This is a genomic window from Alkanindiges hydrocarboniclasticus, assembly GCF_001982605.1.
Classification (GTDB): Bacteria; Pseudomonadota; Gammaproteobacteria; order Pseudomonadales; family Moraxellaceae; genus Alkanindiges; species Alkanindiges hydrocarboniclasticus.
Genome location: NZ_MLCN01000011.1, coordinates 26,751 through 45,312 on the forward strand (window position 1 = coordinate 26,751; position 18,562 = coordinate 45,312).

Annotated in this window: 13 protein-coding genes and 4 pseudogenes; 7 read left to right on the plus strand and 10 right to left on the minus strand. The window is 43.2% G+C overall.

Annotated elements, in window-relative coordinates; translation table 11 throughout:
• The first annotated feature begins 18 nt into the window (after positions 1 to 18).
• The 4 genes from BKE30_RS04960 to BKE30_RS04975 all read left to right on the plus strand — a co-directional run bounded on the left by BKE30_RS04960 (position 19) and on the right by BKE30_RS04975 (position 4,801).
• A complete protein-coding gene (locus BKE30_RS04960) occupies positions 19 to 423 on the plus strand; it encodes a YcfL family protein (protein ID WP_083698440.1) in 405 nt (134 codons plus the stop codon).
• Positions 424 to 543: 120 nt separating this feature from the next.
• Positions 544 to 2,052: a hypothetical protein gene (locus tag BKE30_RS04965; protein ID WP_076877519.1), complete on the plus strand. Its 1,509-nt coding sequence runs from the start codon at positions 544 to 546 to the stop codon at positions 2,050 to 2,052.
• Positions 2,049 to 4,100 carry a hypothetical protein gene (locus tag BKE30_RS04970; RefSeq protein ID WP_083698441.1) on the plus strand — a complete coding sequence of 684 codons (2,052 nt, stop codon included), beginning with the start codon at positions 2,049 to 2,051 and terminating at the stop codon, positions 4,098 to 4,100. Before BKE30_RS04965 ends, BKE30_RS04970 begins: the two co-directional genes overlap by 4 nt.
• Before the next feature lie 11 nt (positions 4,101 to 4,111).
• A complete protein-coding gene (locus BKE30_RS04975; protein WP_076877521.1) occupies positions 4,112 to 4,801 on the plus strand; it encodes a hypothetical protein in 690 nt (229 codons plus the stop codon).
• A gap of 314 nt (positions 4,802 to 5,115) precedes the next feature.
• Here BKE30_RS04975 and BKE30_RS04980 read toward each other — a convergent pair.
• Positions 5,116 to 5,733, minus strand: a pseudogene (locus BKE30_RS04980) (IS3 family transposase); the annotation flags it as partial.
• A gap of 22 nt (positions 5,734 to 5,755) precedes the next feature.
• Here BKE30_RS04980 and BKE30_RS04985 point away from each other — a divergent pair.
• Positions 5,756 to 6,313, plus strand: coding sequence for an IS3 family transposase (locus BKE30_RS04985; RefSeq protein ID WP_158073157.1), 558 nt, complete (start codon positions 5,756 to 5,758; stop codon positions 6,311 to 6,313).
• A gap of 76 nt (positions 6,314 to 6,389) precedes the next feature.
• Here BKE30_RS04985 and BKE30_RS04990 read toward each other — a convergent pair whose 3' ends face one another.
• The 8 genes and pseudogenes from BKE30_RS04990 to BKE30_RS05030 form a co-directional block, all read right to left on the minus strand.
• Positions 6,390 to 6,704 carry a putative quinol monooxygenase gene (locus tag BKE30_RS04990; RefSeq protein ID WP_017386625.1) on the minus strand — a complete coding sequence of 105 codons (315 nt, stop codon included), beginning with the start codon at positions 6,702 to 6,704 and terminating at the stop codon, positions 6,390 to 6,392.
• Positions 6,705 to 7,037: 333 nt separating this feature from the next.
• Positions 7,038 to 7,868 carry an S-formylglutathione hydrolase gene (gene fghA / locus BKE30_RS04995; protein WP_076877523.1) on the minus strand — a complete coding sequence of 277 codons (831 nt, stop codon included), beginning with the start codon at positions 7,866 to 7,868 and terminating at the stop codon, positions 7,038 to 7,040.
• Between the two features lie 228 nt (positions 7,869 to 8,096).
• Positions 8,097 to 9,209 (minus strand): S-(hydroxymethyl)glutathione dehydrogenase/class III alcohol dehydrogenase, encoded by a 1,113-nt coding sequence (locus BKE30_RS05000; protein WP_076877524.1) that lies wholly within the window; start codon positions 9,207 to 9,209, stop codon positions 8,097 to 8,099.
• A gap of 21 nt (positions 9,210 to 9,230) precedes the next feature.
• Positions 9,231 to 9,506 (minus strand): metal/formaldehyde-sensitive transcriptional repressor, encoded by a 276-nt coding sequence (locus BKE30_RS05005; protein WP_001133624.1) that lies wholly within the window; start codon positions 9,504 to 9,506, stop codon positions 9,231 to 9,233.
• A 431-nt stretch (positions 9,507 to 9,937) separates the two neighbouring features.
• Positions 9,938 to 10,159, minus strand: a pseudogene (locus BKE30_RS05015) (IS1 family transposase); the annotation flags it as partial.
• Positions 10,160 to 10,214: 55 nt separating this feature from the next.
• Positions 10,215 to 11,083, minus strand: a pseudogene (locus BKE30_RS05020) (IS5 family transposase); the annotation flags it as partial.
• 167 nt (positions 11,084 to 11,250) lie between these two features.
• A complete protein-coding gene (locus BKE30_RS05025) occupies positions 11,251 to 13,917 on the minus strand; it encodes an excinuclease ABC subunit UvrA (RefSeq protein WP_076877525.1) in 2,667 nt (888 codons plus the stop codon).
• A gap of 42 nt (positions 13,918 to 13,959) precedes the next feature.
• Positions 13,960 to 14,343: pseudogene (locus BKE30_RS05030) on the minus strand (transposase); the annotation flags it as partial.
• 380 nt (positions 14,344 to 14,723) lie between these two features.
• On the opposite strand from BKE30_RS05030, the gene BKE30_RS05040 reads away from it, so the two are divergent.
• Positions 14,724 to 15,814 (plus strand): IS3 family transposase gene (locus BKE30_RS05040; protein WP_143253655.1). Its coding sequence is split into 2 segments (ribosomal slippage): positions 14,724 to 14,985 and positions 14,985 to 15,814, totalling 1,092 coding nucleotides; the frame shifts between segments, so codons are not numbered across the junction.
• A gap of 347 nt (positions 15,815 to 16,161) precedes the next feature.
• On the opposite strand, the gene BKE30_RS05045 is transcribed toward BKE30_RS05040, so the two are convergent.
• Positions 16,162 to 16,761, minus strand: a complete 600-nt coding sequence (locus tag BKE30_RS05045; protein WP_076877528.1) for a BLUF domain-containing protein — start codon at positions 16,759 to 16,761, stop codon at positions 16,162 to 16,164.
• Between the two features lie 579 nt (positions 16,762 to 17,340).
• On the opposite strand from BKE30_RS05045, the gene BKE30_RS05050 reads away from it, so the two are divergent.
• A complete protein-coding gene (locus BKE30_RS05050; RefSeq protein ID WP_076877529.1) occupies positions 17,341 to 18,504 on the plus strand; it encodes a zinc-dependent alcohol dehydrogenase in 1,164 nt (387 codons plus the stop codon).
• Positions 18,505 to 18,562 lie beyond the last annotated feature (58 nt).

An 18,562-nucleotide genomic window follows, 5' to 3' on the forward strand; every position in this document is an offset into this window, starting at 1 on the left:
TTTTTACAACATTTATGTATGACAGGGGGAGTTTTAGGGCTACTGGCTTGTCATCTTTCACCCTCCCCTGCGACCCGGATTGCTGCCTCCACTGATTTGCGGGCAACCTCAATGCATGCCCTGCTCATCACCTCACCTCAGCAAAAAATCTCGGGGCAAATCCCTTATCTTGCTATTCAAAAATTAATTACTGGCCAGCAAGCCAGACATTTACTGGTTCAGGCCCAGCTGTTTAATTCATCCGGGGCTAGGCAACTGATTGATTACCGGGTGCGCTGGCTGGATACCAACGGCATTCAGGTTGATACGTATATGCCATGGCAGGTATTTAGCGTAGAAGCCCGTCAAAGTGCCGTACTCAAAGTGGTGGCACCCAACATGCAAGCCCGCGATTTTGTTTTAGAACTCAAACGGCATGACTAATTCCGGAAATTTTGGCCGCATAACATTTAATGCGTCATCAAATATTAGATAAACGGCGACTAGATCACTTAAATTTCTAGCAAAAATAAACGGTTATTTTAACACTTAGGGAAGAAACAAATGAAACGGTTCACTACTTTTTTACTATGTACAGCCATGTCGCCACTGGGGATCGCTGCCATGGTTTCAGCTAATGGTGAAGGGGCTGCTTTGGTGAGTAAGGATATTGCCAATACCCGCCTGCAAGCCTTTAACGCGGCCAAAAAAGATGCCGTCATTGCCTTGATTAACCAAATTAATGGTCCTCGTGCCAGCGAAGACAGCACCGTGCAAGAACGCTTAAATGATATTATTAAGCAGGTGGATGACAGCTTTGTGCAAAATCGGGGTAGTGACAAATCGGGCAATAACGAATTGGTCACTAAAGTTACCCTTCAAATGGACGATATGGAATTTCGCCGGATTTTAAGTGATGCCGGCCTTGGTAAAAAATCCAACCGAACCAACCCCATCATGATTGTAATGGATGAATACTTTACCGTGCCCACAGACAATCAAAAACCCATTAAGGAATATACGGAATATTTCTCCGATGGCTCAGCCAGTTATAGTGAAGGTGAACAGGCCAACTATAATTTGAATGCCAAATCTGCTGAATCAAGCTCGAGCAAGGCGGCTGGCCGTTCATCTGCAGCCTATGCTGCTGGTTATGCTGACCATTGGAGCGCAGGCGGCGTTGCGGCAAGAGGTTCAAATGCCTACAGCAATAGCCAAAAAAGTGCGTCCTCGGCCAGTGTCAAAGAATCGGCATCTGCTTCGAGCTTTGTCAATGCCCAGCAAAATGATATCCAGCACTTTGTGAAATATGTGGAATATCAGCAGCGCGCCACAGCGGCTGACCGGAATAACCAAACATTAAACAGCATTGCCAAGGCAGCGGTGAATTACGATTTACGCGTGATGGATTCTGATGTATTCCGCAGTAAATATTTAAATGGCCGTGCCATGACCATCCAGCAACTGACCAATGATGCAGAGCTGGCCAAGTTTGTGGCTGCAGCACGCAATGAACGCGCGGATTACCTGATGATGGGTAGTAGCTATATTTATGACCGCGGTCGCTCTAAAGCCACTAACCAGTATGTCTGTGATGGCATTGTGAGCTTTAAAGTGTATTCGACGGCAGATAGTACCTTGATTGCCGCTGAACCACGGACCGAATCTGCTTCAGGCAATACTGCCGATGCCTGCCGTACCAACGTGGCCAATAAGCTCGGTGAGCTCTCCATGAGCCAGGCGGGTGCCAGTATCCTGACCCAGGCTAAAAACCGGACGACCTATGGCAATGAATTTACCATTTTGGTGAAAAGTCCGAGCGGTTATGTGAGTGACAATCTGGCAGATGAGCTGTATCTGGCACTTGAAGCCATTGATGGTGCCAATAACATTGATATCCGCCGCCAGTCCTCAAAAGGTCATGAACTGGTTTTAACCTATAAGAATTCACGCCCTATTGGCGTGAGCCTCACCCAAGCGCTGCGCAAGGATTCTCCTACTCTGGCCGCCGGTACCCGCAGTCAGGATGGTAATACCATTACCATTTGTGTGGGTGCAGGTCAGTGCAAATGAAACTGAATCAAACCCTGGCACTCACCAGTCTTGTACTGACCAGTTGGACCCATGCAGGCTTGAATATTTATGCCTCTAAAGGCCTGTTTGGGGTAGATGGCGACTGCCCGGCAGCAGCATCGCCAGCCAAAGCCGTGGATTGTGGCTTTATTGAAGCCATTGATGCGCCCAGTTTTCGTCATCAGCTTAATCAGCTTTTTAGCCAGCAGCTGCAGCAGGATTTCCCTCAGCAGGTGGTGAGCCAGATTGACAGCAGTAACAAACAGCGCACCTTTGTTGCTTCACTTGAAGTATTACGCGCCAAACGCTATGAGGTGCAAAAGCAGTCAACCACTGAGATTTTTCTGCCGGTTACTTTAAATCTCAAGCTAACCAATATCTTAACAGGTGAGGTCCTCTACAGTACCAGTAGTACCCTGAATCAGCCGCTTCAGGTCCTCACCACAGAACTGGATTCCCCTGCGGTTAATACCCGTCTTCAGACCCAGTACCAGCGCAGCCTACTTAGCCTTGCCCAGCAGGTCACCGGCAAACTCAAACAGGAGTTGCAACTCAGCGAAATTCAAACTGAGGTGATTGATCAGTGGAAAAATTACCTGATTTTAAACAAGGGTTATGTCCAGGGTATTGGTCGTGATGATGAACTGTCTGCCCCTGATGGTGGCCTGATTCGGGTGGTTCAGGCCGATAGCAACTATAGTGTGGCCATTCCGGTACTGTTGGGTGGTAAAGCCAAACAATTTAGCAAACTGTCCAGTTCTGCTGCCGGTGCCCTCAATAAGCCCAAAGTGCTGGTTGCCGACGTGCTCACCTATCAGGATGAGTCCCGGGAGCTGGTTGAGCAAATTTTTGCCGGTGCCGTTGGTGATCAGGCTGCTTTTAGTCTGACGCCCGTTAACCGGCAATATGCGTTATTGGCCCAGAATATCGGTGAGCAAACCAAGCTGGCTCAGGCTGAAGATATTAACCGCCGTGCTTTGCCGGAATTCTTTATCCGGCTGGCCGTGTTACCAACCCTTAGCGTTGAGCAGCCTACTGGTAGCATGACCACACAGCGCATCACCCATGCCCAAGTGATGGGCGAGCTGGTCGATGCCAGTGGCCAGGTAATTTTTGCAGCCTGGGCTGAAGATCATATTGAAGATGTCATTTCTGAAGGCATGTCGTTTTCTGCGGATGCCCGTCGTGAAATTGCCGTTAAAAATGCCTTGTTAAAACTGGCTGATCAATTTAAGCGTGAAGTTAAATTCACTAAGGCTGACCTGAAGGTGGCTGCGGTTAACGGGCAGCAACTTATCATTGATGATCCCGCCCAGCGCTTAACTGAAGGCCTGTCGCTTAAAATTTACCGGGCCCAGACAATTCAAGGCAAGTCGATCATGGTCCCAATCTGGGATGCCCGGGTTGATGCACGGCAGGGACCTCAAGTTTCGGCCAGTCTGATTTTACCGGTGAGTGGCGATGGTCAACAGGCAGTTGGCGTTAATAAAGGCGATAGCATCTTCCTTGATACTAGTAGTAATGTGGCGAATCTGGCCCAAGCCCACATGTTTTGTCCAAACCTGGCCACTGAGCAACTAGGCAATATTCGCTTCGATGCCTATACGCCGCTATCCTATGTAGCCTTTGCCCGCTATTCTAAATTTCCGTTTTATGCAACTGGTGCAGGCTTGTCCCAGCAGCAACCCTTGGCTCAAAGTGTACTTGGCTTAACCAAAGGGGCTGGATTCCGCACCGATATCAAACCGCATTTTGTTGTCCCTACCCAGCATTGCCTGCAACCCGTTTACCGAATTAATCCCAGCAGTACGTCAGCCTGCACTCGTGTTGATACGCGCTGTGAGGAAACGTTGGTCATGGCAGCCGGAATACGGACTTTTAATGCCCAGGGGACCAAGACAGGCGCTGCTGGTCTTGAGCAAGAGATCAAAATAAAAGGAATTAACCCGCAGTACCGTGACGCCCAGTACCAGCTTGAATTATTAAAATTCACCCCGGAACTGTTAAAGAAAATCGTCGAAAAAACCGATTCACCCACAACCAAGTAAGGATAGTTCTCATGAAAAAATTAGTATTAGCTAGCATCACCATGGCTGCCATTGGCTGCTCTGCCTCTGCACTGGCATTTGATTTTAGTAAAGTCACCTCGGCCGTTAGTGCGGTATCTGGTAGTTCTGCCAATAATACCGCTGATCTTTCAGGCTTTTTGGCCAATGCCGAACTGGTGAATAATTTGTTTAGTACCAGTCGTACCCAATTGGCGCTGATGCTGACAGATCAAAAAACCGCAGCTGAACTGCAAGCAAAACTCGATAGCTTAAAAAATACCAGTGATGCCAAAGAGCGTGCGGCCACTCAGGCACAAATTAATACCATGTCACAAGCGGTACTGGATGCGGCTAAAAAGGATCAGGACGCTGCAGTTGCCCAATTGCAGTCTGCCAGCACGGCCAAGAAAGAAAAAGCGGTGGCAGCTCTCACCAATTTTGGTCTGGCGGCATTAAAAGCTTCTGACCTGGCACCGCAAGGCAAAGCGGTTTCATCCAACCTGATGACCAATCCAACCCTGCTACTTAACTCAGGTTACAATGCCAGCCAGTTTAAAGACCTCTACAGTAACCTGACTGGGATTGCCAGCAACTCGGCCTTTGCGTTAAAGGATATGCCAAAGATTTTCTTAAATGCCAAGATCAAGGTTGAGATGCCAACCTCGTCTGCTTCAAAACCCGTTGAAATTAAAGACCTGTAATAACCTTTGTTGTCCTCAGAAAGGATAAGCGCAATAAGCGTTTATCCTTTTTTCATTTTTAATTTTTGTGGCCTGTAAGTTTTTCTAAGCTGTAAAGATGCAAAAACGATTATTTATGACCAACGATGTTTTCTAAGCTGCCTGTATGGCAGTAAAACTTCTAGTTTTGCAGGTCTACCTGAAATAATGAAGGTATATGAAAATCCTGAAGTAGCGCCTAAAGTAGCCAAGTGTAAAGGAAATATCGATTGCAATGCCTTTGTTTCTCTAGCAAATTAGTGGCAAGCTGTATTAGCCCCCATAAAAACGGACAATTAACTGGCTAATTTCATCGCCAGGAATTCACGCGGGGATTTCATCTTTAACCCGCTGTGCGGATGATTGCAATTATAATCATCCATCCACTGAGGTAAAGCATTCATCACCGTGATGGCATCAGGCAGATCGTTTAAATAAACATAATCCCGCTTGAACGTCTTGACAAAGGCTTCAGCCATGCCATTGCTTTGCGGACTTCTGATCGGTGTGGTACAAATCTCAAAGCCCAGTGTTTTGGCAAATTGCCGGGTTGCCTTGGCGATATAACAGCTGCCGTTATCGGTCAGCCACTCAATGGTATGAGGTAGATGATTAATGTGACCAAAGCGGTTTTCCATACTCTCCACCAATACATCGCAGACCATATCACTGCTAATCCCTGAGGTGGTGGCAAGATAACTGATGACCTCCCGGTCACAGCAGTCTAGGCTAAAGATAACCCGCACCTTCTCACCGCTCCAGCATTTGATCTCAAAGCCATCTGAACACCAGCGCTGGTTGGATTCCGGCACAATAACCTGTCCCTCATGGGTTTTGTCATTGCATCGTGGCATAGCTTTAGTGAGCAATAACTGATTCTGCTTCATGATCCGATAGATCCGTTTGGGGTTCACCCGTAAAACCCATGAGAACCTATTGAACCGTAATTTTAGTCCATCAGCGCCCAACCAAGTCTGGACGGGCGATGTCACTTACATCCGTATCAAGGATGGCTGGTGTTATCTAGCCGTTGTTTTAGATTTGTATGCCCGTCGTATTGTTGGCTTTGCTATATCAGATTCCCCTGATAGCGTGCTGACTGCTAAAGCGTTGCAGATGGCATATAACAGCAGACTCAAACCCAGTAGCGTGTTGTTTCATTCCGATCAAGGAACCCATTACACCAGTCAGAAGTTTGCTGAATCCGTTGCTAGTTGTGACGGCATGACGCAAAGCATGAGTCGAAAAGGTAACTGTTGGGAGTCGAAGCACTGCTTTGACGCACCAACTGAACGTTTCTTTAGAAGCTTTAAAACAGAATGGATGCCCAAGGGCGGCTACGAGAATAGCGCTGAGGCTAAAAGCGCCATTATTGATTATATCTGGGGCTATTATCAAACCGTGAGACCGCACAGTTTTAATGATTATTTAACACCGCTAGAAAAAGAGAAGCGTTACTTTAACAAAAACCTCTTATCAGGTGTCCTAAATTAGTTGACCACTACAGACAAATCTCACAGGGTTGAAGTGCTGCCTTTCATTCAAAATTTCAGGCAGCACCCTCATACATTTAAGCGTCGGTATGAGCTGGTAGTTTACTCGCCAAAACATCTACTTTTTCAATAGACGGTGGCTCTGAAAATAGCTCTTCGGCCTGAGCCATCAACGCAGCTGCAACCTTGCCAGATAAATGCGCTTGGCGACCCGCCTCATCAGGAAATGCATCAAAAATACCAAATGTTGTAGGTCCAAGACGTAAGCCAAACCACGCAACTGTCGCGGGTTCTTCCATTACAATAGGTAAACCGGCTTTAAGGAAAGCTTCCACTTCGTCTTCTTTACCCGGTTTAGCTTCAAGACGGACATATAAAGCTGTTTTAAGCATGACTAAAACTCCACAATTGATTAGAATTCAAACTGATTCTGTCATTGCTAATGTATGCATGTCAGAAAGTTTTGTTGTATAAAAGTTAAAAAACATCCCATAGCTGAGCCAAAATTTAGGTTTTTATTTCGACATAATGCTATGAATTTATTCAAGTTAATACCATTAACATTTGAATCAAAAAATCAAGATATGAGATGATTAAATTCAATCTTAGTTATATAAGGATCAATTGACTCTACCTTAGATTTATAAGCTGACCTCTTCATCTGGATGATTATATTGCTCAAGAAGCATTCAAGAACAACATGTACATCCTCATATCTATGAAAGTTATTTAGCTAGGAATTTGCTGTGAAACTCTAGATGTTTCTCTATAAAGCTCGCAATGAAGTAATAGCTATGGTCATACCCTTCTCTTAGGTTAAGTGTAAGAGGATATTCTTGTTCCAAACAAATATCACTAAGAAGCTTAGGCCTTAACTGTTCTTCAAGAAAATCATCAGCTGTTCCCTGATCGACTAAAATAGGTAAATGAACTTCAGCGTTTTTGATTAATTCAATCGCATCATAGCTTTTCCATACAGTTTCGGTTTCACCTAGGTAGTGTGTGAAAGCCTTTTTCCCCCAAGGTACTTGGCTAGGTGCAACAATTGGTGCAAAAGCAGAAATACTTTTATACAGCTCAGGGTTTTTTAAACCAATTACTAATGCACCATGACCACCCATGCTATGCCCCATAATGCTTTGGACTTGGTTGGTCGGAAAATTCAGATCAATCAGATTTCTGAGCTCTTCCACAATATAATCATACATTTTGAAATGCTGTGACCAGGGTGCTTGTGTTGCATTTACATAGAATCCTGCGCCTTGGCCTAAATCATAATCTGCATGATCTGGTACATCCTCTCCACGTGGGCTGGTATCTGGTGCAACAATTATGACTTTATGTTCAGCCGCATACTTTTGTGCTCCGGCTTTAGTAATAAAGTTCTGTTCGTTGCAAGTCAGTCCTGATAACCAATATAAAACTGGCAACCGCTCATCTTTATCATGAGGTGGCAGATATATTGAGAATTTCATTGAACAGTTTAATGCTATTGACTGATGGCGATACACTTCTTGCGATCCACCAAAAGAAGCATATTTCTCAATTATTTCCATAATCAATTACCTATGTTGAGCAAGACTTCATGAGAATTCGAGTAAACAAAGAGTCTGACATTCTCCACAGAGAATAGTGATAAAGATTTAAAATGTAGGCAGGTTTGTTGAACCTATACACGATGTCTACACAGATAGATCGGTTTTACAGATAATGTGCCGTTTTAGAGGATTCCATGCATGTCAATCATGATGCACATGCATGGAAAACTATAAGGTCTGAGGGAATTATTCGTAATGAATTACAGTACGAATTGACTTACCTTCATGCATTAGATCAAAGGCTTCATTGATCTGATCCAAGCCCATCGTATGGGTCACAAATGGTTCTAATTGAATTTTACCTTTCATGGCATCTTCAACCATTCCTGGAAGTTGCGTACGACCTTTTACGCCACCAAAGGCAGAACCTAGCCATTTACGACCAGTAACCAGTTGGAATGGACGGGTAGAGATTTCTTGACCAGCGCCAGCTACACCAATAATTACAGATTGTCCCCAGCCACGGTGTGCACTTTCAAGGGCTGCACGCATCACATTTACGTTACCAATACATTCAAATGAATGATCTACACCCCAGCCAGTCATTTCGACAATTACTTGCTGGATTGGTTTATCGTAGTCTTTAGGGTTTAAGAAATCCGTTGCACCAAACTCTTTTGCCAGCGCAAATTTATCTGGATTCATGTCAACCACAATGATACGTCCTGCTTTAGCTTGACGTGCGGCTTGTACGACTGCTAGACCAATACCACCTAAACCAAAGACCGCAACACTATCACCTTCTTGTACTTTAGCCGTGTTGTGTACTGCACCGATACCCGTTGTTACACCACAACCCAGTAAGCAGACATGTTCGTGATTGGCTTCAGGATTGATTTTAGCCAATGATACTTCTGCCACTACCGTGTATTCACTGAACGTTGAACAGCCCATATAGTGGTAAATTGGTTGACCATTGTAGGAAAAACGAGTGGTGCCATCTGGCATTACACCCCTACCTTGAGTTTCACGAACAGCAATACACAAGTTCGATTTTCCAGATTTACAGAATACGCACTCGCCACACTCAGCGGTGTAAAGCGGAATTACATGATCACCTGGTTTGACGCTAGTCACGCCTTCACCCACCTCAACTACAACGCCAGCACCTTCATGCCCGAGAATAGCTGGAAAAACACCTTCAGGATCATCGCCAGATAAAGTAAATGCGTCTGTATGACACACACCGGTATGGGAGATCTTAATTAATACTTCACCTTTCTTCGGTGGTGCAACATCAACTTCAACAATTTGAAGAGGTTGACCAGGACCAAACGCAACGGCAGCACGTGACTTCATGGAATAATTCCTTATACAGATCTACTTTAAATATGATTTTAGAATCTTGGCGATTTCAGCCAATTCTTCTTTTCGTTGTTGTTCTGTGGTTTCACCTGATACTAAAGTGTCCTTTAAATGAACCTCCAACATTTCATTCATCAAACCATTAATAGCACCACGCACAGAGCATATTTGTTGCAGAATTGCACCACATTCCACATTGTCTTCTAACGCTTTTTCAATCGCTTGCGTCTGACCTTTGATCTTTCTGACGCGTAGAAGAATCTTTTTTTTGTCTTCAACCTGATTAGGCATCAGACCTCCTTATTTGCTAGCCTTTATACTATAGTACCCCATAGTATAAAAAAGAACAATATTTTTTATAAACCTTAAAAATTTAGGTAGTGTTTCAAAAAGTATGCTGAGATTAAATGAAGTCACTATTGGCTCTGCAACTGGATGCTATAATTAACTTTCCGAATCTTTACAATAGCTTATAAAATTAAACTTCTGACCTACTCCCCCCACTTTCGACTAACTCTTTACGAAACATGTTTCTCAGGGATTCTAAAAGCAAAAGCTCTTAGGCGACTTCCTCACGGATTTCGCATGCTTTCTGCTTCACAGAGCGACCTTTACCGCATCTTCCCTCCACAGACAAAGTGGTATGTCCTACCGCTAAAATATTGCGAGAAGCATTAATATCCGTATTTCGCTAAAGCCACACTCAATACTGAACTAATACATCTAATCCGATGCCTTATTTTGCAATTATTTCCTTCAATACCTATAGTGAAAAACTTACCAATACTTTGCTGACAGTCTTTAAATGTAGTGATAAAACTATCCCATTGATTACTTGAAATTCGGGTATAGTGAATACCTAACTGTTTCAACTTTTCCTTCAGTCGTTGGACTATAGCTATATCTCTTTTACCCCAAACATAAGTAACAATTTCTCCTGTTTTTTCAGCACACATCACCTCTGTCGGAATGATGAATCACATTCTTTGGCATGCCTCGATCCTGCACTTGGCTATCAAAACTCCTTGCACTGAGTTTATCTCCTAATAATTTAATGCAGTGCATCTTAGTTTCAACCAAACTTCGCCGATGATAGCCTGACGATTTTTTCCATAGTGTCCTGCCTAAACGCTTAACTATTCGAAGTAATTCATTTCGCTCTAGCGAGCTACTCTTTGTATCTTTCCATGGTTTCGCATTTTTTCTAGGTGGAATCACCGCATGCGCTTGCCGATCTGCAATGACCTGACGGCATTGCTTGGTGTCATAAGCTCCATCGGTATAAACAGAGTCAATCCGCTCATCTTGTGGAATCTGATTAAGTAAATCACCAAGCACCTGTGAATTACTGACATTATTGGTTGTAAGCTGAACTGCTCGTATTTGTAGGGTTTTAGAATCTATGCCAATATGAAGTTTACGCCATTGGCGACGATATTCAGGTCCATGTTTCTTGCGTTTCCATTCGCCCTCACCTAGAAACTTCATGCCTGTAGAGTCCATGAGTAGATGCAGCCCATCGCTACTTTTTTGGTAGCTGATTACAATATCAATATGCTTTTGTCTTCTACAAAGCGTGGTGTACGAATATCACTGATATTCGGGGCTGCTCAGCCGCAAAGTTTAATCAGACTTTGCACAAAGCCAGTAACCATACGTAAAGACAGACGGAATAAGGATTTAATCATTAAGCAGCATTGGATGGCTGCGTCGGAGTATGTTTGATTTCGCCCTTGTTTGCCTTTTGATAGAGCATACCATTGCGTAGCAGGATCAAACCAAATGGCAATATTTCCGCGACTCATGAGTGCTCGGTTATATGCGGGCCAATTGGTTGTGCGGTAGATTTTCTGTGTAGGCTTCTTCATTTGAAAATTATATCGCTGAAAAAGCCGTTACAGATAGGTTTGTGCAACAAAGCCCTTAGTTGAAAAAAACTTTTAGATTTCATGCTCACACACCACCTAAAACAAAAAAATATCTGATTGATTTTACAGGTTTTTAATTTAAGGTTTTATTCTACCCACTCGCAATATCAATGTTTAGTATCACGACTCACTAACTCATTAACTAAATATGGAGCAGTACGGCTATCTTGATTTTCTGTTATTTGTTTTGGTGTTCCTGCCACAACAATATTCCCACCAGCATTTCCAGCACCTGGTCCCACATCAATCACCCAATCTGCTTGTGCAACGGCACGCATATCATGCTCAATCATAACCACGGTATTACCCGCATCGACTAATCGCTGCAATTGAACTAACAATCGATCTACATCTGATGGATGCAAACCTGTAGTTGGCTCATCAAGTATATACAGTGTATTTCCACGCTGATTGCGTTGCAGCTCGGTCGCCAATTTAATACGTTGCGCTTCTCCACCAGATAGTTCAGTCGCTGGTTGCCCTAAACGTAAATAACCAAGGCCAATTTCCTTTAATAATTGTAGTGAACGAGCAATCGAGACCTCTCCATCAAAAAAATCACGTGCTTCATTGACGGTCATTCCTAATACTTCAGCAATATTATGTCCATTCCAGCGAATTTTCAGAGTGTCATCATTATATCGAGCACCATGACATGTCGGACAAGGGGCATATACACTTGGCATAAACAATAATTCTACACTGACAAAGCCTTCACCTTCACAAGTTTCACATCGCCCTTTAGCCACATTAAACGAAAAACGTCCAGCATCATAATGAGCTTGGCGAGCTTCAGGAGTCCCAGCAAATAACTTTCTAACATGATCAAATAAACCCGTATAAGTTGCCAGATTAGAACGTGGAGTACGGCCAATTGGTTTTTGATCAACCTGTACCAGACGCTGTATAGCCTCCACATCACCAGCCAGAGAACCCTGTGTAACCTCGGTAACCAACATTCCTTCATTTAAAGGATTATTTTCATTATTGTTTTCAGTTTCAGATTCATTGCCTAAATATGAAAGTACTAACTCGGGTAAAACTTGAGAAACGAGACTAGATTTACCTGAACCTGAAATACCTGTAACTGCTGTAAGTACACCAAGAGGTATACGAGCATCAATATTATGCAGGTTATGTCGGTAAATATTGTTAAGTTCAAGCCAACCAGAGGGTGTACGTCCATAACTTTGAGTAACTGGGATTTTATTAAATAAATAACTTGCAGTACGTGAAGCTGAAATCTCACTTAAACCCTGAGGTACTCCACTATATAAAATATTACCACCTTGCTCTCCTGCATCTGGTCCAACATCCACTAACCATTGAGCACGACGCATGAGCTCTAAATCATGCTCTACAACAAATACGGAGTTTCCAGCGTCTCTTAATTTATCGAGAGAATCATATAATGACTGACTATCTGAAGGATGTAATCCAGCAGACGGTTCATCCAGTACATAAACTACACCAAATAGCATAGAACTTAATTGTGTTGCTAAACGCAAACGTTGTAACTCTCCCGCTGAAAGAGTCGGTGTGGCTCTATCTAATGTTAGATAACCAAGACCTAACTGGCGTAATTGATTTAAACGCCCCACCACACCATTTGCTAAACGCTGGGCAGCAATTTTCTTTTCATCTGAAAGTGCTGACGTACGTCTTACATCTGGAGATACAGAATGCACTGCTCTACCTGTTGTTGCTCGTTCGGATCTATCAAGTTGGGTTACTTTATTATTAGTCTTTTCTCCAGCATCATGAGCGTCGAAATTGCCAAGAACAATGGGCTCAAGCAGGCAAGTTAACTTATCCAAAGAAAGTTGCATAAACTCACCAATATCTACTCCAGCAAAGGTAATAGATAAGGCTTCTGGTTTAAGGCGTTTACCATGACAGGAAGGGCATATTTTTCCTTCCATAAAACGTGAAACACGTTTTTTCATCAACGTACTTTGGGTATTAGCAAAAGTATGAAGGACATAGCGACGAGCACCAGTGAAAGTGCCCATATAGCTGGGTTCTAGTTTACGTTTAAGTGCAGATTGAGTCTCAGCGGGGCTTAAACCAGCATAGACAGGAACTGTTGGGGTTTCTTCAGTAAATAAAATCCAGTCTCTATCCGATTGCGGTAAATCTTTCCATGGTCGATCAACATCATACCCTAGGGTTACTAGGATATCGCGTAAGTTTTGCCCGTGCCAAGCAGGTGGCCATGATGCGATAGCTCTCTCACGAATACTGAGTGTTGGGTCAGGAACCATTGTCGATTCTGTAACTTCATAAATGTGACCTAAACCATGACAGGTAGGACAAGCACCTTGAAGAGTGTTCGGTGAAAAGTCCTCGGCATATAACATTGGCTGATCGGCAGGATATGCACCAGCACGCGAATAAATCATTCGCACGAGACTTGATAAAGTTGTTACACTTCCAACAGAAGAACGGGTATTACTTGCACCACGTTGTTGTTGCAATGCTACTGCTGGTGGTAGACCATCAATAGCATCAACATCTGGTACTCCGGCCTGATCTATTAAGCGTCTTGCATAAGGTGCAACAGATTCGAAATATCTTCTTTGTGCTTCAGCAAAAATAGTTCCAAAAGCAAGTGATGATTTTCCTGAACCCGATACACCTGAGAAAACAACAAGTGCATTTCTTGGGATAGAAACATCTACATCCTTAAGGTTATGCTCACGTGCACCTCGAACTTCAATACAATTATTAGATAAAGTAATGTTATTGTGTTCACCAAAAGAATGTATTTTCATGTTTCTACGAGCCTGTAAATTATTTTGTGTAAGTCTCATTTTTTATAAATGATCTTTTAATCGATCATCGAACTGAATCGTAAACCAATTCATTGCTAAACGCCAATTTTGAATTGGCATGGTCCATTTTTTAGCAGCATTTGAAGTTGCTAAATAAATGACCTTTTTCACTGAATCATCAGAAGAGAAGATCTTTCTCTTTTTAGTTGAATGGCGGATCACGCTATTCAATGATTCAATTGCATTTGTTGTATAAATCGCATGACGTATTTCAGCAGGATAGCTAAAGATCGTTCGGATATTTTCCCAATTTGCCCGCCAGGATTCTCCAATTTTTGGATACTGGTGATTCCATTGATCGCAGAAGATATCTAGGGACTTTAAAGCATTTTCCTCTGTACTTGCCTGATAGATCGCCTCACGACCCTGCTCTTTTACACCTTTTAGTTTTTGCAAGGTAGCAGGGTGCCCTATCACATCAAAATTAAGGGCTTCATTGTAGACTGTGAGTTTACCGTTGTTCTCATCATTTAAAAGCATTTCATTGATTTCAAAGCGTTGACCTAAACTATTTTGGTAAGAGCGAAAAACCGAATTGTATTTGCCTTTATTGAATGCCCCCGAGTAGTCTGCCCCGATGAGTTGAAAGTTCTTGCCAAGTATGGCTGATACATCTGTTGGTACAAAGTTTAAATGCTTAACCACATTTTCAAAGCTCCCATGACGCTTTAAAGCGGCTCTGAATTGCTCGGTATTGGCAAACTCATGGGTGATTTTGCCTTTGCTATAAACGCAGGAGATTCTGCATGAAAACATCACGCTTTACCGACAGCCAGATTTTATCGATCCTGAAACAAGCTGAATCAGGCACACCAGTACCAACCCTTTGCCGTGAACACGGCATGAGCTCAGCCAGTTTTTATAAATGGCGTGCTAAATTCGGCGGTATGGATGCATCACTGATGGCTCGCCTTAAAGAGCTCGAAGCAGAAAATGCCAAGCTCAAAAAGATGTATGCTGAAGAGCGGCTCAAAGCAGAAATCATTCAGGAAGCCATGGCAAAGAAGTGGTAAAGCCATCTTGCCGACGTAAGATGGCGCAGCATACTGTTGCCAATCGTGCTATTAGCATTCGTCTTGCCTGTTCTGCATTTAACATCAGTGAAACCTGCTATCGGTATCAGGCAAAGCTAAAAGATGAAAATGAAATCATTGCCCATCATTTGATTGAACTGACGGAGCAACCCACTGATTGGGGCTTCGGCTTATGCTTTGATCATCTGCGCCATATTGAGCAAGAGCCTTGGAATCACAAGCGTGTATACCGTATTTACTGTGAGTTGGCACTGAATCTACGTATTCGACCAAGACGCAGATTGAAACGACATGCACCTGAGCCATTGAAAGAACCCATCAGACCAGATCAAGTGTGGTCTTTGGATTTTATGCATGATCAACTGAGTGATGGACGGAGTTACCGCTTGTTGAACGTGATTGATGATTATCGTCGTGAGGGTTTAGCGATTGAAGCTGGGTTGTCACTGCCAGCATTACGCGTCATCCGCACACTTAACCAGTTGCTGGAGTGGCGTAATAAACCTCTTGCCATTCGTTGTCTTACGCAGCAGTGCTGCTCAGGACCTGAATTTATCAGCCATGAATTTGTTAACTGGGCAAAGCTGCATGATATTCGTATTGATTATATTCAGCCTGGCAAGCCGCAACAGAATGCGTATATCGAGCGCTACAATCGCACGATGCGTTATAGTTGGGTGAGCAAGCATTTGTTTGATAACCTGGAACAAGTGCAAGACTATGCGACAGAATGGCTCTGGTTTTACAACCATAAACGACCACATAAAGCCAATGGAGGCAAACCACCTTTGATGGCTGCTTAACCTCTACTTTTAACTTCGGTTATTAATGGGAGGATTACCGTTCCTGACCACCCTGCCCGGTCACAGCAGTATCAGTTGCTGATAATTCTAAACTTTGCTGATCATCATGCGCTACATTTAATATTTCCTGAATATGAGATGGTACTTTATTAACCTTAAGTTCGGCTTCAATCTCAGTCGTTTGCTGCTGTTGTTGCTGTTGCAGTAGTTTTATATGGCGCTCTAGTAATTCAACTGAATGTCTACTGGTATATTCATTCTATATTCATCTGGTAGTTTGTTGATAAAAATATATCAACACACCAGCCCTGAACACTAGAATGCTTTTTAAGCAATTTTGTTATGACTTAGTGAGCATTAAAAAAATCAATCCCAAAACCATTATTCCAAGCAGTCATATTGAGAAAATAGAGGATGATTAATCCCAGCATTCCAAAAAAGATTAGCCAAACAACATATTTGAATTTTAGGCGGCCTTGCTGCTTACCCTGAGCGTTCAGTTCATTTTGCTCTATACTGTCAGGCTCTACAGGCTCATGCGGAATTAATAAGGCAACAAACTCATCAATCAAGCCATCGTTTAAGGCATAGGGATTAAATATCTCCCACTGGTGCCGACTAAAAAAATCCTGAACCTCTTGGTCATAATGCACGTATTTCATGTTCCAGTTGTTAAGGCTGGTTTCTTCAATTTCATGATAAGACAGTACAACCAGGTTAGTGTGCCTAAAATCTTTTTTTATTTTTTCATATAGTTTGTCGACCTCGGTTTTTTGGCCTTCAATACATTGGAAGAAATAACTGTTGCCATAGTACAGTACCCCATATAACTTATTATTAAAGTTATATGCGCGCGCTTCATCCAGAATATCAATTAAGTCCTGACGGATTGTAGCGGGACTTGATATGCTGGTGCTGGCATAAGTTAAACGTGCACAATACGGCATAGCGACAACCTAAAAATAAATGAACTGCAAACCACACAGTAAAGAAACCATGAAAATATATTTATCATTCAACTATATAAAAAAATACACTTAACGTATGTCAGTGATCTGTACGGTTAATACAAACTCTCAAATATAAAATATATGATTTAAAGGGGCACTATAATTATGACTAGTAAAATCGCCGGTAATGCAGGAGCCGCAAAACCAATAGTTACCTTGTTTATGTCTTGAGTGGTTTTACTTTCTAAACAGTCCTGATCTAGTAATCTCTGTACCAGCTTACCGCCATCATAAATCCAGCGTTAATACTGCTTACAACCAGTGTTAATGATGTACACCTTACTCAATACGCTCAATTTTGAACTTTGCTTTAAAAGCCATAAATTATAATGAACCGGGGACACAAGTTACACCCTTCCCATATAAATCACCTAATTGCACTACCTTAGACCTTGCATACACATCCTGAAAAACATCACCTACCAAAAGCTAACATGAATGCCTAGGGTGCTTGGCAATATCAAACCTGTATAAAGAAGATTGCTTTGAACCCCAATAACCTGTGAGGATACAACAATGCGCGCTTTAACTTATCATGGTGCCAATGATGTCCGAGTTGAAAGTGTTGCTGATCCAGTCATTCAGCAACCCGACGACGTGATTTTACGCGTTACCGCTACCGCCATTTGCGGCTCAGACTTGCATCTTTATCGCGGCAAAATTCCAGCCACCAAGGAGGGTGATATTTTTGGCCATGAATTTATGGGAATTGTTGAAGAAGTTGGCCCTGAGGTTACCAATGTTAAAAAAGGGGATCGTGTAATTATTCCTTTTGTCATCGCCTGCGGACATTGTTTTTTCTGTGAGCATGAACTTACCGCTGCCTGCGAAAATACCAACACTGGCCGTGGTGCTATTTTAAACAAAAAACAAATTCCACCGGGTGCTGCCCTGTTTGGTTTTAGCCATTTATATGGTGGCGTGCCGGGTGGGCAGGCCGAATATGTGCGCGTCCCTAAAGGCAATGTCGGGCCATTTAAGGTTCCCGGTTCCCTGCCGGATGAAAAAGTATTATTCCTCACCGATATTCTGCCCACAGGCTGGCAAGCAGTTCTGAATGCCCAGGTCACCAAAGGTTCCAGTCTGGCCATTTACGGGGCTGGTCCCGTAGGATTAATGGCAGCAGCCTGTGCCCGGTTACAGGGTGCCGAACAGATTTTTATGGCCGATCACAACGATTATCGCCTGCGTTATGCACAGGAAACTTATGGTGTAATTCCCGTTAATTTTGACAAAGTAGATGCGGCCGAATTTATTATTAGTCAAACTGCTGGTCAGCGTGGGGTTGATGCGGTCATTGATGCAGTAGGGTTTGAAGCCAAAGGCAGCATGATTGAAACGATATTGACCAACCTGAAAATTGAAGGCTCTAGCGGGGCTGCGCTGCGTCAATGTATTGCAGCAGTGCGCCGTGGTGGCATTGTCAGTGTTCCAGGCGTATATGCAGGGCCGATTCACGGCTTCCTGTTTGGTGATGCCTTTGACAAGGGCCTAACCTTCAAGATGGGTCAAACGCATGTACATCGCTATCTGCCAGCGCTACTGCAACATATTGAAAACGGCGACTTAAATCCTGAAATTATTATTACCCACCGGATGAAACTCGAAGATGCGGCCGAGGGCTACCGAATTTTTGATAAAAAGGAAGATGATTGTCGCAAAGTGATTTTAACGCCTTAACGAGAGAAATAAACTGTATTAGTTCCGACTTGATCTGACACTTAACTTGAAAAGTTGA

Bases quoted from the DNA above. Each gene is read 5' to 3' on its own strand.
- BKE30_RS04960 (WP_083698440.1), top strand. From the start codon at position 19: ATGACAGGGGGAGTTTTAGGGCTACTGGCTTGTCATCTTTCACCCTCC.
- BKE30_RS04965 (WP_076877519.1), top strand. From the start codon at position 544: ATGAAACGGTTCACTACTTTTTTACTATGTACAGCCATGTCGCCACTG.
- BKE30_RS04970 (WP_083698441.1), top strand. From the start codon at position 2,049: ATGAAACTGAATCAAACCCTGGCACTCACCAGTCTTGTACTGACCAGT.
- BKE30_RS04975 (WP_076877521.1), top strand. From the start codon at position 4,112: ATGAAAAAATTAGTATTAGCTAGCATCACCATGGCTGCCATTGGCTGC.
- BKE30_RS04990 (WP_017386625.1), bottom strand. From the start codon at position 6,704: ATGCTTAAAACAGCTTTATATGTCCGTCTTGAAGCTAAACCGGGTAAA.
- fghA (WP_076877523.1), bottom strand. From the start codon at position 7,868: ATGGAAATAATTGAGAAATATGCTTCTTTTGGTGGATCGCAAGAAGTG.
- BKE30_RS05000 (WP_076877524.1), bottom strand. From the start codon at position 9,209: ATGAAGTCACGTGCTGCCGTTGCGTTTGGTCCTGGTCAACCTCTTCAA.
- BKE30_RS05005 (WP_001133624.1), bottom strand. From the start codon at position 9,506: ATGCCTAATCAGGTTGAAGACAAAAAAAAGATTCTTCTACGCGTCAGA.
- BKE30_RS05025 (WP_076877525.1), bottom strand. From the start codon at position 13,917: ATGAAAATACATTCTTTTGGTGAACACAATAACATTACTTTATCTAAT.
- BKE30_RS05045 (WP_076877528.1), bottom strand. From the start codon at position 16,761: ATGCCGTATTGTGCACGTTTAACTTATGCCAGCACCAGCATATCAAGT.
- BKE30_RS05050 (WP_076877529.1), top strand. From the start codon at position 17,341: ATGCGCGCTTTAACTTATCATGGTGCCAATGATGTCCGAGTTGAAAGT.